Raw genomic sequence first — 15,654 nt, 5'->3', positions numbered from 1 at the left:
TCATGATGCGTTATCTGATCGCCGTTCTGTGCCTTATCTGCCTGCCCGCGCATGCAGAGGATGAGCAGGTCGTTCTTGGCCTCAGCCAGGACCGGGTTGCTATCACAGCAAACTTTGACGGTTCCGAAATTCTGATTTTCGGGGCGGTCAAGCGCGAAGCGCCGATTCCGCCGGGCCCGCCGCTGGAAGTGATTGTTGCGGTTGCAGGGCCATCCAGCCCTGTAACGGTGCGAAGAAAAGAAAAGCGGCTGGGTATCTGGGTGAACACCGACAGCGTGTTGGTCGATCTGGCACCCAGCTTTTATGCCGTTGCAACCAGTGCACCGCTGAATTCCATCCTGTCGGACGTAGAAGACCTGCGCCACCGGGTTTCGATCGAGCGTGCCATCCGGTCGGTGGGTGCCGCGATGCATATTCGCGGCGCGCAGGACTTTGCGGATGCGGTTGTTCGAATTCGCGAGCATGAGGGACTTTACTCGATCCGAGAAAACACCGTGGCTGTGGATGAGCAGACCTTGTTCAGAACCTCGATCGACATGCCTGCCGACTTGACCGAGGGCGACTATGTCGCGCGCATTCTGCTGACACGCGGCGGAGAGGTTGTTTCCCAATTCGAGACGGTGATCGACGTGCGCAAGGTTGGACTTGAACGGTTTCTGTTCAACATGTCCCGCCAACAGCCGGTCTGGTACGGATTGATGTCACTTGTCATCGCGATCTCGGCCGGATGGGGCGCCTCGACCGCGTTCAGATTGCTGCGCGAGAAGTAAACCTTTAGCCCCGGCCGATGTAAGGCATCGTGGTGGCCATCACGGTCATGAACTGAACATTGGCCTCGGGCGGCAGCGAAGCCATATGCAACACAGAACGTGCCGCATCCTCGACAGACATAGTCGGGTCCGGGGTCGTGCCTTCTGCCATCGCCGCGTCGACCAGGCCCTGCACTATTTGCGTGCGCGCGTTGCCGATGTCGATCTGGCCGCAGGCAATTCCAAAGCTCCGCCCGTCCAATGACAGGCTGCGGGTCAATCCGGTGATCGCGTGCTTCGTCGCCGAGTAGTGGACCGAGTTGGGGCGCGGGACATGGGCCGCTATCGAGCCGTTGTTGATGATACGCCCGCCTTGCGGCGACTGATGGCGCATGATGCCAAAGGCCGCCCGGGCACATAGGAACATCCCGTTGAGGTTCACGTTGACCGAGTTGTACCAGTCGTCCAGCGCGATCTCGTCAATGGTTCCGCCAGGCGCGAAGATGCCCGCGTTGTTGAACAGCACGTCCAGACGGCCAGCCTGTTTGGTGAAAGCATCGAAGGCGTCGGCGACTGCGTCCGCGCACGTTACATCGGCAATCAAGGGGACAGCGTTTTCGTGAGCCTCTGACATTGCCGTCAGAACATCGGCACTGCGCGCCAGAAGGCCGACGCGCCAGCCTTCCTTCAGAAACAACTCGGCGGTTGCCCGGCCGATACCGGAACTTGCGCCGGTTACGATGATGGTCTTCATGTGTCTTCAGCCTCCAGAACCAGAGATGCCACGGGGGCTGTGCGCAGGTCATCAACGCGCAGTGGATGAGTTGGCTTGGACAGGCGGTTGCGCACGACCCAGATCAGCCTTTCCTGCGCGCGGGTTATGGCCACATAAGCCAGACGTTTCCACAGGGGTTGTCCCGCCTCGGTACGGCCCATTCTGGCGGCAGCGTAGATATCGGGCGCAAAAACCTGCACCGTGTCCCATTGCGATCCCTGCGCCTTGTGAATTGTCACCGCAGCACCATGCAGGAAGGTCGCCCCCATACGGGCGGCATAGGGGATAAACGGCTCTTCCTCGTCCGGTTTTTCGATCTTGACGATCGAGGCGGCGCTGACCCGCGGGTCTTCAGCCCCCATCACATGCAGACGCGAAAAACCTGGTTTGCGCCCGGGACCCAGATAGATGACCTGTGCGCCCTTGATCAGGCCGCGCGCTTCCAAATCCAGCCGCTTCTTGCGGTGTTTCAGCGGCAGTTCCAGACCGTCGCAGATCAGGGGTTCACCCTCCAGCAACTCGGTGTCGGGGGCGCCGTGAACATGCCGGAAGGCGTTGATCAGGCGGATGCGCGTGGCGTTGCGCCAGACCAGAACCGGGCTGCGCGCCATCAGGTCAACCTCGACCCGCTGCCCCCAGACGACGCGGTCATCCTGCCGGGCGGTCTGCTCGACCAGCCTTTCGAAATCCTCGAACCCCATCGCCGGGTCCGCCAAGGCATGGGCAAGATCCAGAATCGGGTTATCCGCATCTTGCCGGTGCACCCGGTGCAGTGTCAGCTTCCGAGGCTCGGGCAGAGCTTCGAATACCATACTGCCGGACTGGTTCACAGGCGCAAGCTGGGCCGGATCTCCGAACAGCAGCAAGGTTGGAAAAATCTCTTTCAGGTCCTCAAACTGCCGGTCATCCAGCATCGAGGCTTCGTCCACAAACCCGATATCGAGCGGTTCGTCCCGGCGTTTCCACCCGGTAATGAAATCCGAACCCCGGAGCCCGGCAGCGGCTAGCGCCCCGGGGATAGATTTGTTGTTGGCATAGAATGCCGCTGCCCGGTCGAGCGCCTCATTCGTCAGCCCCTCGATTTCAGGGCGTTCGTCATTGCCTGCCAGCCATTCGGCAATACGTTCATATTCCGGGTCGTATACAGGCGTGTAAAGGATGCGGTGGATGGTTGTTGCGGGAACCCCGCGCAGGCGCAGAACGCTGGCCGCCTTGTTGGTCGGGGCCAGAATTGCAAGGCTGCGCTTGTCCTTTGACTTACGGCTTTCAAAGTCGCCAGACACGATCTGAACACCGGTTTCGGCCAGCGCCTTGAACAATTCAGCCAACAGCAGTGTTTTACCTGACCCGGCCTTGCCGATCACGGCCATCGTTTCTGTCTTTCCACCTCCGGGCGGCCTGAGCAGCGCGTCATCGTCAAGGTCAACGCCCGCCGATTTCAGCATGTCGGAAATGCTGTCATAGGCGGCGGCCTGATCATCGGAAAAGGTGACAAGAGGCAAGGACATGGCGCGACCCTACAGGGCCGCGTCAGTCACCACCAGACGCGGAGTCCGCTTTTCACGAATTCAGGCCGAAAGCGCGAACCGATGTTGCGCACTGCCCCCGAACGCTGCACGAAACCACAGCCGGGACAGGTCTCGGGAAACCCCCGCCCGTTCAGCCACCCGGTTGCAGTCCTCGGCTGAATAGGGCCACAGCCCGACCGAGATCTGATCCCGGCCCTTGCCCTGCGACCCCAGCACCACCGGCGATGACCCTATCAGACGGTAGATCCGGATCATCCTTGCGTCGAAGACACCGGCAATATGGGTCAGGCCAAATCCTTCCATCACTTCGCCACCGCTCAGCATTATGGCACCTGCCGTGTGCGCGCTGGCACTGCGCGACAGGCAGAACCGCGTAACCTACCAGATCAGCGGGCTGCGGATGGGACTGCCGCCCGTCAGATGACCAAAGACATCGTTTACCATGACCGGGCCGGTTGTCGGCAGTATTCGCATCGAACCGCCATGGCTGCCATCGGGTTCTTCCCAGATGACATAAAGCGGGTTCAGATCGTCATACCGATCCCGTTCTTCGCCGTTTTCGTCGACATCAACATCCCATTCCAGCCGGGTCTTGAACTGATCGGCACGGTCCAGAAACATCCCCTTGGCCAGTTCTGGAAATTTATGCAGCTCGTCAGCGTATACATAGCGCAACATGACTTGTTCCCCTCGTCGTCCTGTGCAGGAACGAATGGGGTACAAACCCGTGGTTAATTTCCCGTTTGGTGACCGCGCGTTGCTTAAGTGGCTGTTAGGACTCGCCGTTATTGTTTTCCCGGCTATGCGCCTCGCGATCTTCTCGGATTCGGGCCAGTGCTTTCCGCAGCAAGGGAACGCGATTGGGGCGAAAACTTTCTTCCGTGATCTTCATGTCTTGCATCCGGTCCAAGCGGAAAAACCGGAAATCCCGGCGCAGGTGGCACCAGCTCAGCAGAATGCTGGCCCGATCCATATAGACGATGCTCAGCGGATTGACGCGCCGCGTGGTGGCATCGCCTTTTGCATCGGTATAGGCGAACTCGACCGTGCGTTCATCCCACGTGGCCTGCCGCAGATCAGGGACATGAATCGTGGGCGTGGCCGGGCGGTCAAAACGTGTTGCCGTCAGCACCGCGTGGCTTAGCCTGTGGGACTGGCGCTGTGGCAGGCGGCCCTGCAATTTGCGCAGCGCCGCGCTGGCCGCGTCGGACAGGGCAGGGTCCCCGATCTGCTGCACTTCGCGCAGGCCAAGAACAAGGGCTTCAAGTTCATCATCGGTAAAACCGAGCGGGGGCAGGGTCGCGTCTTCGATCAGGGTGAACCCAAAACCGGCCTCTCCGTCGATGACTGCGCCAAGGCCGCGCAATGTGTCTATGTCGCGGTGAACCGTGCGGGCCGAGACACCAAGATCCTGCGCCAGTTGTGAGGACGTTCTGGGAGACGGGCCCGAGCGCAGGGCCTGCATCAGTTGGAACAGTCGGGTGGTTCGGGTCATGATGCAACTTAGCCTAAACCTGATGTCAGTTTCTGTCATCAGTCGGAGTTATGCATCGACCATCCCACTTAGGAGCGATTTTGATGCTGACCCTTCTGACCTTCCCATCCGCCTTTGGCCAATACAGCGCCAGCCCCTTTTGCGTGAAAACGGCTCTCATGCTGCAGCACTCCGGCCAGTCGTGGCAGCGGTCGGATCTGCTAGATCCCCGAAAGATGCCGCACCACAAGCTTCCGGTGTTGCGCACACCCGACCGACTGGTGCCGGACAGTGACCTAATCCGGGACTGGCTGGAGGCGCAGGGCGCCGAATTCGATCGGGGCCTGAGCGACATTCAAAAGGCGCAATCGCGTGCTTTGGTGCGAATGGCTGAAGAGCACTTGTATTTTCAGATCGTTCTGGATCGCTGGGGCAATGACGAGGTCTGGCCGATCCTGCGTAACACGTTCTTTACCTCTGTACCGGCTTTGATCCGCAAGCCGGTTTCCAATGCCATCCGAAAATCCGTTCTGAAAGGATTGCAGGCGCAGGGGGTTGGCCGATTTTCGGTTGCTGAACGGATGGAACGGATCGAGCGGGATCTGGAATCCATCGCCGCATTTCTTTGGCAATCTCCGTTCCTGCTGGCGGAACACCCGACATCGGCGGATATGAGTGTTGGTCCAATTCTCGCGGCGATGCGGGCGACACCGTCGGACACTCCGCTGACACGGCGGATCAAACAGGATAAACTGCTGAACAGCTATATTGACCGCATGGAACAGGCGATCCCATTGGTATGAGACCTTTTGAGAACCCGGCAGTGGCACAGGCTTTCGAGGAACTGCCCCAGGGCACTCGAAAGGGTGCCCTGATCCTGCGAGAGCTGGTCTTTGAGACCGCAAGCGATCTGGAAGCCGCGCAGCCGTTGGCTGAGGCGTTGCGCTGGGGCCAGCCTGCCTACCTGGCGCCCAAGGGATCAACGGTCCGGCTTGGTAGCCACAAGTCCGCCAGCTTCGCCCTGTTCGTGCATTGCCAGAGCCGGTTGATGGGCGATTTCACCTCGGCCTTTCCCGGTGAAGACCGGATCGATGGCAATCGGGCCGTGTTGTTCGATGACATTGACCAGATCGACGAAACCCGTCACGGTTGGCTGATCGCGCGGGCGCTGACTTATCACCTCTGACGGCGTTTGCGTTCGACCTTGCGCTTGATCTTGTCCTTCTTGCGCTTGGTACTGACCGCCTTGCGCCGGGTTGCCCGCTTTGCCGGCCCCCGTCCGCGCGGCAAGGCCTGATCGTCAATCGACAACAACTCCAGCTCCAGCCCGCCGGTCACAGGCGTAGCTTCAGTCAGACGAACAGTGACACGCTGACCTATGGCGATGATCAGGCCGGTGTCCGACCCCATCAGGGTTCCGGCCTCGCGGTCGAAATGGAAGAACTCCCGACCCAGTGAGCGCACCGGCACCAGCCCGTCCGCGCCGGTTTCATCCATCTTCACGAAGGCGCCGAACCGGGCGATGCCGCTAATGCGACCGGTGAACTCATTGCCCACCCGCTCGCTGAGATAGGCGGCAAGATAGCGGTCGGTTGTGTCCCGTTCCGCCATCATCGAACGACGTTCGGTGTCCGAGATGTGGGTCGCGGTCTCTTCCAGGCGATCGATGTCATCCTCGGTCAACCCATCCTTGCCCCAGCCATGGGCCGAGATCAGCCCGCGATGCACGATCAGGTCGGAATAGCGACGGATGGGCGAAGTGAAATGCGCATAGTTCCGCAACGCCAAACCGAAGTGGCCGAAATTCTCGGGGTTGTAATACGCCTGCGCCATCGACCTGAGGGTGGTGAGGTTGATCAGCTCCGCATCCTCGGTTCCGGCAGCGGCGTTTAGCAGCGCGTTCAGGTGGCGTGTCTGCAACACTTGTCCCTTGGCCAGGTTGAGGCCTGCGGCCTGAGCCGTTTCGCGCAGGCTTTCCAGCTTTTCGGGCGCGGGTTCTTCATGCACCCGGAACAATAGCGGCTGGCGCTTGGCGATCAACGTCTCAGCTGCCGCGACATTGGCGAGGATCATGAACTCTTCGATCAGTTTGTGTGCGTCCAGACGTTCGCGGAAGGCAACGCTCACCACCTCTCCGCTGTCGCTGAGGACGATCTTGCGTTCGGGCAGGTCAAGTTCCAGTGGTTGCCGTACCGAGCGCGCCTTTTTCAGCGCGGTATACGCAGCATAGAGCGGTTTCAGAACCGGTTCCAACAGGGGTCCGGTACGGTCATTGGGATTACCGTCAATAGCCTCCTGCACTTCGGTGTAATTCAGCGAAGCAGCAGAGCGCATCAGGGCCCGAACGAAGCGGTGGCCGATCTTGTTGCCATCCGCGTCGATCTGCATTCGAACGGCGATACAGGCGCGCGGGACGCCTTCGTGCAGCGAACACAGATCACCCGACAAACGATCCGGCAGCATCGGCACCACACGGTCGGGGAAGTAACTGGAATTGCCGCGTTTGCGTGCCTCGCGATCCAATGCCGTACCTGGCTGCACATAAGCTGCCACGTCTGCAATCGCGACCCAGATGACATGGCCGCCAGGGTTCTTGGGATCGTCGTCGGCATGCGCATAGCAGGCGTCGTCATGGTCCCGTGCGTCCGACGGGTCGATGGTCAGCAACGGCATGTCCCGCAGGTCTTCGCGCCCTTTCAGGCCAACGGGTTTGGCCTTGTCAGCCTCGTCAATCACCTTGTCCGGAAAATCGTCCGGGATGCCGTGCTGATGGATGGCGATCAGCGACACGGCCTTGGGCGCAGACGGATCACCCAGCCGTTCCACGATCCGCGCACGGGGCAGGCCCATGCGGTTTTTTGGCCCGGCCTGCTCGGCCTCGACCAGTTCGCCGTCTTTGGCGCCCAGCACCGCTCCATCCTGAACCAGCCATTCGGTCTGGCCGGTCTTGTCGATGGGAACGATCCGCCCGCCCTCGGCCCCTTTGCGGAAGATGCCGACGATTTTGCGCGGGTTGGTTCCGATACGGCGGATCAGCCGCGCCTCGTAATTGTGGTCTTCCTCATGCACCACCGTCAGGCGGGCCAGGATGCGGTCCCCTTCGCCCAGCGCCGGATCGCTGGCGCGGGCAATGATCAGGACAATAGGTTCAACGCCTTCGCCATGCCATTCCAGCGGACGGGCAAACAGATCGCCATCAGCGTTCGGCGCCTTCACCTGCAACACACTGACGGGAGGCAGACGGTCGGGGTCGCGATAGCTGCGCTTTCGCTTTTCCAGATGCCCTTCGGCCTCTAGCTCCTTGAGGATACGCTTGAGGTCAATTCGGTCCGCGCCCTTGATGCCAAAGGCCTTGGCGATATCGCGTTTCGAGGTCAAGGTGGGGTTCGCCGAGATCCAGTCCAGGACCTCCTGCTTGGTGGGGATGCGAGTCATGAATTCGGCCTAGCACGGGGATGCGACCGCGTCATGACCAAAAAAGCAGTCGTGTGGATCAGGTTTGCAGATCTGCGACGGTATCCACGTCGTTCAGATAATCCAGCAGCGCGAAGCTGCGATCGGGGATCGAGGCGAGTGTGTCCGCCAGCGCGTGTTCCGTCGACCAGCGCACGTTATTAAACAATCCGGATGGCAGCGCCGCTACGCCTTGCGCACCAACCAGCCAGTACCCGCCATCTGTCGCAGGCCCGAATACCATTTGCGTCGCCCCCAGGGCGCGAAAGGCACTTGCGATGTGGTTGCGGGTAATGCCCGGTATGTCGGCACCGATCAGGCAGACGGGCCCGTCCGGAGCGCTGCGTAACATTCGGGCCATGCGGACACCCAGATCGCCTTGCCCTTGCGCGACACGCGGCAAATCGGCGGGCCAGATTCGGCTGGCCAGACCCTCCCGATCGGGTGAAACCGCCAGCATGATCTGCCACCGAGGATCGCGTAGCCGCCGGATCAGAGCCCTTGCCTGATGCCGAAACCACCACGCTGCACCAACCATGCCGATATCCCGACCCAGTCGCGTCTTGACCCGACCCGGGCGTGGTTCCTTGATCATGATAATCAAAGTGCGTTGCATGGATCAGGCGAAGTAATCCCCGAGAATGCGCGTATAAATCGCCTTGAGCTGTTCGATTTGCGCGACTTCGACGCATTCGTCGACCTGATGCATGGTGCGCCCAACAAGCCCGAATTCGACCACCGGGCAATGGTTCTTGACGAAGCGCGCATCCGATGTACCGCCGGTTGTGGACAGCTCGGGAATGATTCCGGTTTCGGCTTCGATCGCGCCCGAAACCAGATCCGACAGGGGGCCCGGCGGCGTCAGAAAGCTTTCGCCGGAGATTTTGATGCGGGTATCGATTGTGACGCCAAACTCTTCGGCAACCCGGTCCGCTTCGGCGTGCAGCCAGTCGCTCAGGCTTTGCCCGGAATGAAGGTCATTGAAGCGGATGTTCACTGCCCCGCCGCATTGCGCAGGGATCACGTTCGTGGCCGGATTTCCGGTATCGATTGTGACGACCGCAAGGGTCGACGCATCGAAATGGTCCGAGCCCTGATCCAGCTGGTGGCTGGCCAGCCGGTCCATCAGCCGAGCGATGGCGGGCACCGGGTTCTTCGCTCGATGAGGATAGGCCGAATGGCCTTGTACCCCACTGACAGTGAACCATGCGGTCATCGAGCCGCGCCGCCCAATCTTGATCATATCACCCATGCGGTTCGGGCAGGTGGGTTCGCCAACCAGACAGACCGACATACGTTCGTCCGCAGCGTCCATGTAATCCAGCAATGCGGTTGTGCCGTCCAGCGCATCGGCTTCCTCATCCCCGGTGATGGTCAGGATGATGGCTCCGTCCGGCGGAGTGTCCCGTACAAAATCAATGGCTGCGGCTGCAAACGCAGCGACGCCCGACTTCATGTCCGTGGCGCCCCGGCCATACATGATCCCGTCGCGTATTTCGGCCCCAAAGGGCGGCATGGTCCATGCTGCCTCATCACCTACAGGAACGACGTCGGTATGCCCGTTGAAGCCGAAGCTGCGCGCATGGCCCTTGCTGCCCCAGCGCGCAAACAGATTGCTGATCCCGCCGCGATCCGCCCGGGTGCATTCAAAGCCCGCGTCCGACAGGACTTTCTGCAACAGAACCAGCGCGCCGCCTTCCTCGGGTGTGACCGATGGGCAACGGATCAGGTCTGCCGTCAATTGTACCGGGTCTGTCATCGCGGGCCTCTTGTCTGTATTGCTGGGCAGGTTCGTGCACAGATTCAACGAATTGGCCCGATTGCCAACCCCAGGGCGCAAATTTTCCACCTGTTTTGCCCACGCATGTCTGGTTGAGACGTCCGGAAAACATGGCGCTTTACCCCGCGATCACCTTGCCGCCCGGTCCAAAACTAAGCTAGAGGGCCGCGAAACAGGTATCTTGTCGATGAAACGCCTATTCTTCGCAGTGGTCTGCCTGACTTTCGCCGTTCTTGCACAGCAAAGCCAGGCGCAATCGCTTACGGTCTCGACCGTAACCCGCCCCCCGTTTTCCTATGTCGAGGACGGGGACCAGAGCGGTTTTTCCATGGACTTGCTGGAAGCCCTGTCCAGCGCGCTGGGTTGGGAGTATTCGGTCAACCGGTTGGATGCCTTTGGGGACATGCTGAATTCGGTGCAGGACGGGACAGCCGATCTTGCGATCGCCAATATCTCGATCACCGCGTCACGCGAAACGAGTATGGATTTCAGCCAGCCGATTTTCGAATCCGGTTTGCAGATCATGGTTCCGTCCGAAGCAATGCGCCGGCCATCCCTGCTGCAGGCGCTGTTGTCGCGCGAACTGTTCATAGCGATCGGGCTGGCTTTTGCGATCCTGCTGGGCGGCGGTATGCTGATGTGGAGTTTCGAACGACGTGCGCAACCCTATTTTGACCGCAAGCTGAACGAGGCATGGTTCCCGTCTTTCTGGTGGGCATTGAACCTGGTGGTCAATGGCGGCTTCGAAGAACGCATGCCCCGCACGCCTTTTGGCCGTTTGCTGGGGGTCATTCTGGTTGTTTCTTCGCTGTTCATCGTGTCCGTTTTCACGGCCCGGATTACTTCGGTCATGACCGTGGATGCGATTACCGGCAGCGTAAACTCGGTCAACGACCTCTATGGCAAGCAGGTGGGCACGATCTCGGGCTCGACCGCCGCCAACTTTCTGAACCGTCGCGAAATTGAGTTTACCGGCTATCCCGGACTGGAAGAGATGCTGACATCCTTCGAGAAAGAGGAACTGGACGCGGTCGTCTTCGATGCACCGATCCTGTCCTATTACGCTGCGCATGAAGGCCGGAAAATCGCCTCGGTGACAGGCGGAATTTTCCTGCGCGAAACCTATGGGATCGCCTTTCCGACCGGCTCGCCTTTGGTCGAAGAAGTCAACCAGGCGCTGCTGTCCCTGCGTGAAGACGGCACGTATTCCGAAATCTACCGCAAATGGTTCGGGGCGCGGAACTAGGACTGTTCCGGATCCCCGAAAAACGGCGTCATCTGCGCGACGATGACCGCGTTTTCATCCAGCGCCCGTTGCATCAGAGTACGTTCGTCAGAATCGATGTCATGGCCCTGCGCCTCACGCTCGGCCAGTGTGCCATAGCCGGTAACATCCAGCGGAGCAGTATCGGCCTGTTTCAGAATCGCCACGGTTTCCCGTACCGCTTCCGCCTCGTCCACGCCGCTGGCAAAACACATCAGTGCGGCACCGGTCGCGCCCTCGGGCAGACCGTCACCTTCTTTCCGTCCGATCTGAACCAGCAGCGTATAGACCTGCTGGCGAGAGGGTTTCTTTTGCTTGTCCATATCCGGGCCTTAGCGCCGCACCCGGACATGGTCAAGTTCACGGTTGCCCGGATCAGCCAGCAACGACGTTCTGTTTCTGCACGCCCAGACCTTCGATGCCCAGTTCGATTTTGTCACCGGGCTTCAGATAGGTCTGCGGTGTCTGACCCATCCCGACACCCGGCGGTGTTCCGGTGGCGATCACATCGCCCGGCTGCAGGGACATGAACTGGGAAAGGTACGAAACTACCGTCGCAACGGCGAAATGCATCGTCCGGGTCGATCCGTCCTGATAACGATGCCTGTTCACCTCAAGAAACATTGCCATGTTTTGCGGGTCCGAAACCTCGTCCCGCGTCACCAGCCACGGGCCAATCGGACCAAACGTATCCGCCGACTTGCCCTTGACCCACTGGCCCGAGCGATGCAGTTGGAAATCGCGTTCAGACAGGTCGTTGATCACGCAATAGCCCGCCACGTGGTCTAACGCTTCGGCTTCTGACACGTATTTTGCGGCTTTGCCGATAACCACGCCCAGTTCGACCTCCCAATCGGTTTTGACCGATCCGCGCGGGATTTCCACGGTGTCATTCGGCCCCATGATGGCCGAGGTTGCCTTGAAAAAGACGACTGGCTCCTGCGGCAGTTCCATACCGCTTTCGTCAGCATGGTCGGCATAGTTCAGGCCAATGCAGATAAACTTTCCGACCTGCCCGACACAGGCACCGATCCGGGTATTCGCATCGGCTTGCGGCAATTGAGCGGGGTCCAGAGCGCGGAGTTTTTGCAGGCTCTCATCGCCCAGCGTTTCGCCGGCAATGTCATCCACGACCCCCGACAGGTCCCGAATTACTCCGGTATCATCCAGAAGGCCCGGTTTTTCCTGACCGACAGGCCCAAAGCGCAGAAGTTTCATCCTGTTTCCCTCATTCTTCAGATCGTCCAGCCGCCATCGATGGCAAAGGGCTGTCCGGTGGTGTATTTGCTGGCGTCGCTGGCCAGGTGGAGTGCGAGTTCCGCGATCTCTTCGGCGGTTCCGATGCGCCCCATGGGCTGGCGCGCGATGAAATCCGTCATCGCCTGCTGATAGTCGCCGGTTTCACGCAGGCGGTCATGCAGAGAGGGGCTGTCCACAGTCCCCGGACAGATCGCGTTGCAGCGAACCCCTTGTGTGACGAAATCCGCCGCGACTGATTTGGTGAGGCCAATGACTGCCGCCTTCGAGGCGCAATAGGCAAAGCGGTTCGGCACGCCCTTGATCGACGAGGCAACCGACGACATGTTGATGATCGAGCCGCCGCCGTTATCCAACATGTTCGGCAGGATCAGCCGGGTCAGCCGATACATGGCCTTGACGTTCAGGTCGAAACTGAAATCCCAGTCGCGTTCCTCACATTCCAGAATGGACCCGTTTGCAACATAGCCCGCGCAATTGAACAGCACGTCCAGTGCCGGCAAGTCCGCGACAGCGGCCTGCACAGCACTGGCATCCGTCACATCCAGTTGCAGCGTCGTTACCCCCGCTGTTCCATCAAGCGAGGCCAACGCATCAGAGTTGATGTCGCATGCAATGACCTGCGCCCCTTCGGCGGCAAAAAGTTCGACTGACGCTCGGCCGATGCCTTGGCCTGCCGCCGTGACCAGAGCGGTTTTCCCGGCCAGTCGCGCTGGTGTTCCTTCGTTCGGCATACCGGACCTCATCCCTGTTCCGGCAGCAATTCGGCCGGGATATTCTGATAGCAAACGGGCCGCAGGAAGCGCCGGATCGAAAGCGTTCCCACAGAAGTTGCACCAAAGTTGGTCGAGGCCGGGTAGGGCCCCCCGTGCACCATCGCGTCGCAAACTTCGACCCCGGTGGGGAACCCGTTGGCCAGAATGCGCCCGGCTTTTCGCTCCAGCAGTGGCAGCAGCGAACCGGCATCCGGCGCGTCGCCCGCATCCATGTGAACGGTGCAGGTCAACTGGCCTTCGATCGTACGGGCGATATCGCGCATTTCGGCGAATTCCTGAACGCGCACGATGATGCCGAGCGGGCCAAACACCTCTTCCTGCAATCGATGGTCCCATTGCCAGTCTTTGCCGGAAACACTGAACAGCCAGGGTCTGGCCGAGCGTGTCTCACAGTTTTCGCCCAGAATCCGGGTAACACCGTTGCAGGCCGCCACGCGATCTGACCCTTGCCGGTATGCGTTCGCGATCCCGTCGGTCAGCATGGTTTGGGCAGCAACCTCCTTCAGCGCATCTGCGGCGGCGGCTTCCAGTGCGTCCGCATCCGGGCCATCGATCACCACGGCGATGCCGGGATTTGTGCAGAACTGACCCGCACCCATGGCGAGCGAACCGGCCCAGCCCACACCGATCTCCGCGGCGCGGGCAGCCGCCGCCTGAGGCAGGATAAACATCGGGTTGACCGACCCGAGTTCACCGAAGAACGGAATAGGCTCGTCCCGTTGCGCACACAGATCGAACAGCGCCCGCCCCCCGGCCAGGCTGCCGGTGAAGCCAACTGCGCGGATCAATGGGTGCTGAACCAGCCGTTCGCCGACTTCACGTGCGTCACCCTGAACCAGCGAGAAGACACCCGGGTGGACCCCGCAAGCCTTGATGGCGGCGTCGATGGCCTGTGCGACGATCTCACCAGTGCCCGGATGTGCCGGGTGCCCCTTGACGACAACCGGGCATCCGGCGGCCAGCGCCGCGGCGCTGTCACCGCCCGCAACCGAAAACGCCAGCGGAAAATTGGAGGCCCCGAATACGGCAACCGGACCCAGAGGGCGCTGTATCATCCGCAGGTCCGGGCGCGGCAGGGGCGCGCGGTCGGGCATAGCAGGGTCATGGCGCATGTCCAGATAATCACCCTGAAGGATATAATCTGCGAACAGGCGCAACTGTCCCACTGTCCGCCCGCGCTCTCCTTGCAGGCGGGCTGCGGGCAGGCCGGTTTCCTGGCTGCCAATTTCGGTGATTGCATCCCCCCGGGCATCGATTTCCTCGGCGACCCGGCGTAACAGCTCTGCCCGTTCGGCGCGCGAGGACCAGCCGTAGGTTGCAAACGCCTCTTCGGCGGCGTCGACGGCGGCGTCGACGTGAGATGCCGTTCCCGCCGCAAAGTCATGGGCGGGGCCTTCTGCAGGCTGCGAAGCAAAGACAGTGTCCGCGCCAATCCATTCGCCAGCGATCAGGTGTTTTCCGGTGAGCATATTGTGGTTCTTTCTTACAGCAGGCCGCGCCGGGCCAGGTTTCGCATCAGATGGGACGCCCCGAAACGCCATTCGGGGCACTCAGTCGCCAGACGCACCGTGTTGGTCAGTGTGCCCAGCTTTTCACTGGCGATGGTTACAACGTCTCCCAGCTTGTGTGTAAACCCTCCTCCGGGTGTTTCCCGATCCTGCGTCGGGGCGAACAGGGTCCCGAGGAACAGCATCAGGCCGTCCGGATACTGGTGATGCCGCCCAATCGTCTGGCAAACAAGATCTGCAGGATCGCGGCTGATCTGGGACATGGAGGAGCTTCCGTTCAGGTTGAAACCGTCCGGACCGTTTACAGTCAGTGTCAGTTCGGCCTGTCGCACATCGTCCAGCGAATAATGGTCATCGAACAGCCGGATCACCGGACCGATCGCGCAGGACGCATTGTTGTCCTTGGCCTTGCTCAGCAACAAGGCCGAGCGCCCCTCGACGTCGCGCAGATTGACGTCATTGCCCAATGTCGCCCCCGTGATCACGCCTTGCGAATTCACGGCAAGCACGATTTCGGGTTCCGGGTTGTTCCATTCCGAAACCGGGTGCAGACCAATCTCGGCCCCGTACCCGACCGACGACAGGACCTGTGCCTTGGAAAAGACCTCGGCGTCGGGTCCGATGCCAACTTCCAGATACTGGCTCCACAAACCTTCTTCGATCAGGGCTTGTTTTGCCTTTGCAGCTGCGTTCGATCCGGGGACGATATCGCCTAGTTTCTTGCCGATGCGGACACCGATCCGGTTGCGAATGCTGTCGGCACGGGCCGGGTCGCCACCGGCCTTTTCTTCGATCACGCGTTCGACCATGGAACCGGCAAAGGTGACGCCGCAGGCTTTGACTGCCTGCAGGTCACAAGGGGCAAGCCAGGCAAAGGCATCGCGGGCCGGGTCCAACACCTCACCGTCGGCAGTGCGGACATATTCCGCCGCATCTTCGCGTTCGAGGACATCCCGGACCGTGGGCGCGGTTCTTGATGTGATGTCCATCAGGCTTTCGCCGCGCAAGGTGACAACGCACGGTCCAATGCCGGCCCGTTCGACACGACCCAGCCACACTCCGTCGCGGTCAAATTCAGACAGGTTCATT

The 15,654-nt window shown here is 60.6% G+C and carries 15 protein-coding genes and 1 pseudogene; 4 read left to right on the top strand and 12 right to left on the bottom strand.

Annotated features, from left to right (window positions below):
* The first annotated feature begins 2 nt into the window (after positions 1-2).
* A complete protein-coding gene (locus ACR0JW_RS11635; protein ID WP_480713937.1) occupies positions 3-770 on the top strand; it encodes a TIGR02186 family protein in 768 nt (255 codons plus the stop codon).
* A 4-nt stretch (positions 771-774) separates the two neighbouring features.
* Here the strand turns inward: ACR0JW_RS11635 and ACR0JW_RS11630 are convergent, their stop codons facing one another.
* The 4 genes and pseudogenes from ACR0JW_RS11630 to ACR0JW_RS11615 form a co-directional block, all read right to left on the bottom strand.
* Positions 775-1,503, bottom strand: coding sequence for an SDR family oxidoreductase (locus tag ACR0JW_RS11630; protein WP_480713936.1), 729 nt, complete (start codon positions 1,501-1,503; stop codon positions 775-777).
* Entirely contained in the window at positions 1,500-3,032 is a 1,533-nt protein-coding gene (locus ACR0JW_RS11625) for an ATP-dependent DNA helicase (protein WP_480713935.1), read from the bottom strand. Before ACR0JW_RS11625 ends, ACR0JW_RS11630 begins: the two co-directional genes overlap by 4 nt.
* 60 nt (positions 3,033-3,092) lie before the next feature.
* Positions 3,093-3,731 (bottom strand): annotated as a pseudogene (locus tag ACR0JW_RS11620) (acyl-homoserine-lactone synthase).
* 94 nt (positions 3,732-3,825) lie between these two features.
* Complete coding sequence (locus ACR0JW_RS11615; protein WP_170681855.1) at positions 3,826-4,548, bottom strand: helix-turn-helix transcriptional regulator; 723 nt, start codon at positions 4,546-4,548, stop codon at positions 3,826-3,828.
* Between the two features lie 83 nt (positions 4,549-4,631).
* Between ACR0JW_RS11615 and ACR0JW_RS11610 the strand changes: the two genes are divergently transcribed.
* Both ACR0JW_RS11610 and ACR0JW_RS11605 read left to right on the top strand, forming a co-directional pair.
* A complete protein-coding gene (locus ACR0JW_RS11610) occupies positions 4,632-5,330 on the top strand; it encodes a glutathione S-transferase family protein (protein ID WP_170615654.1) in 699 nt (232 codons plus the stop codon).
* The gene (locus ACR0JW_RS11605; protein ID WP_170615652.1) at positions 5,327-5,713 is read left to right on the top strand and encodes a DUF1801 domain-containing protein; all 387 of its coding nucleotides are present in this window, start codon (positions 5,327-5,329) and stop codon (positions 5,711-5,713) included. Before ACR0JW_RS11610 ends, ACR0JW_RS11605 begins: the two co-directional genes overlap by 4 nt.
* On the opposite strand, the gene rnr is transcribed toward ACR0JW_RS11605, so the two are convergent.
* Genes rnr through dapE form a run of 3 tightly spaced genes read right to left on the bottom strand, consistent with a single transcriptional unit; the run spans position 5,704 to position 9,739 of the window.
* Positions 5,704-7,962 (bottom strand): ribonuclease R, encoded by a 2,259-nt coding sequence (gene rnr / locus ACR0JW_RS11600; RefSeq protein WP_170681856.1) that lies wholly within the window; start codon positions 7,960-7,962, stop codon positions 5,704-5,706. The two genes, ACR0JW_RS11605 and rnr, sit on opposite strands and share 10 nt — an antisense overlap.
* A 58-nt stretch (positions 7,963-8,020) precedes the next feature.
* Positions 8,021-8,596: a TIGR04282 family arsenosugar biosynthesis glycosyltransferase gene (locus ACR0JW_RS11595; protein WP_480713934.1), complete on the bottom strand. Its 576-nt coding sequence runs from the start codon at positions 8,594-8,596 to the stop codon at positions 8,021-8,023.
* 3 nt (positions 8,597-8,599) lie between these two features.
* Complete coding sequence (gene dapE, locus ACR0JW_RS11590; RefSeq protein WP_170681858.1) at positions 8,600-9,739, bottom strand: succinyl-diaminopimelate desuccinylase; 1,140 nt, start codon at positions 9,737-9,739, stop codon at positions 8,600-8,602.
* A 208-nt stretch (positions 9,740-9,947) separates the two neighbouring features.
* On the opposite strand from dapE, the gene ACR0JW_RS11585 reads away from it, so the two are divergent.
* Positions 9,948-11,006 (top strand): transporter substrate-binding domain-containing protein, encoded by a 1,059-nt coding sequence (locus tag ACR0JW_RS11585; protein WP_170615643.1) that lies wholly within the window; start codon positions 9,948-9,950, stop codon positions 11,004-11,006.
* On the opposite strand, the gene ACR0JW_RS11580 is transcribed toward ACR0JW_RS11585, so the two are convergent.
* The 5 genes from ACR0JW_RS11580 to ACR0JW_RS11560 are packed head-to-tail and all read right to left on the bottom strand — an operon-like array spanning position 11,003 to position 15,653.
* Complete coding sequence (locus ACR0JW_RS11580; protein WP_480713933.1) at positions 11,003-11,347, bottom strand: hypothetical protein; 345 nt, start codon at positions 11,345-11,347, stop codon at positions 11,003-11,005. The two genes, ACR0JW_RS11585 and ACR0JW_RS11580, sit on opposite strands and share 4 nt — an antisense overlap.
* Before the next feature lie 52 nt (positions 11,348-11,399).
* Positions 11,400-12,242 (bottom strand): fumarylacetoacetate hydrolase family protein, encoded by an 843-nt coding sequence (locus ACR0JW_RS11575; RefSeq protein WP_170681860.1) that lies wholly within the window; start codon positions 12,240-12,242, stop codon positions 11,400-11,402.
* Positions 12,243-12,259: 17 nt separating this feature from the next.
* The gene (locus ACR0JW_RS11570; protein WP_170681861.1) at positions 12,260-13,015 is read right to left on the bottom strand and encodes an SDR family oxidoreductase; all 756 of its coding nucleotides are present in this window, start codon (positions 13,013-13,015) and stop codon (positions 12,260-12,262) included.
* 8 nt (positions 13,016-13,023) lie between these two features.
* Entirely contained in the window at positions 13,024-14,526 is a 1,503-nt protein-coding gene (locus tag ACR0JW_RS11565) for an aldehyde dehydrogenase (NADP(+)) (protein ID WP_170825256.1), read from the bottom strand.
* A 14-nt stretch (positions 14,527-14,540) separates the two neighbouring features.
* A complete protein-coding gene (locus tag ACR0JW_RS11560) occupies positions 14,541-15,653 on the bottom strand; it encodes a fumarylacetoacetate hydrolase family protein (protein ID WP_480713932.1) in 1,113 nt (370 codons plus the stop codon).
* Position 15,654: the final 1 nt, after the last annotated feature.

The sequence above is a fragment of the Ruegeria sp. BG6 genome, from assembly GCF_056538465.1.
The sequence above is the reverse complement of the archived record's forward strand: the minus strand, read 5'-3'. Positions and strand labels throughout refer to the sequence as shown.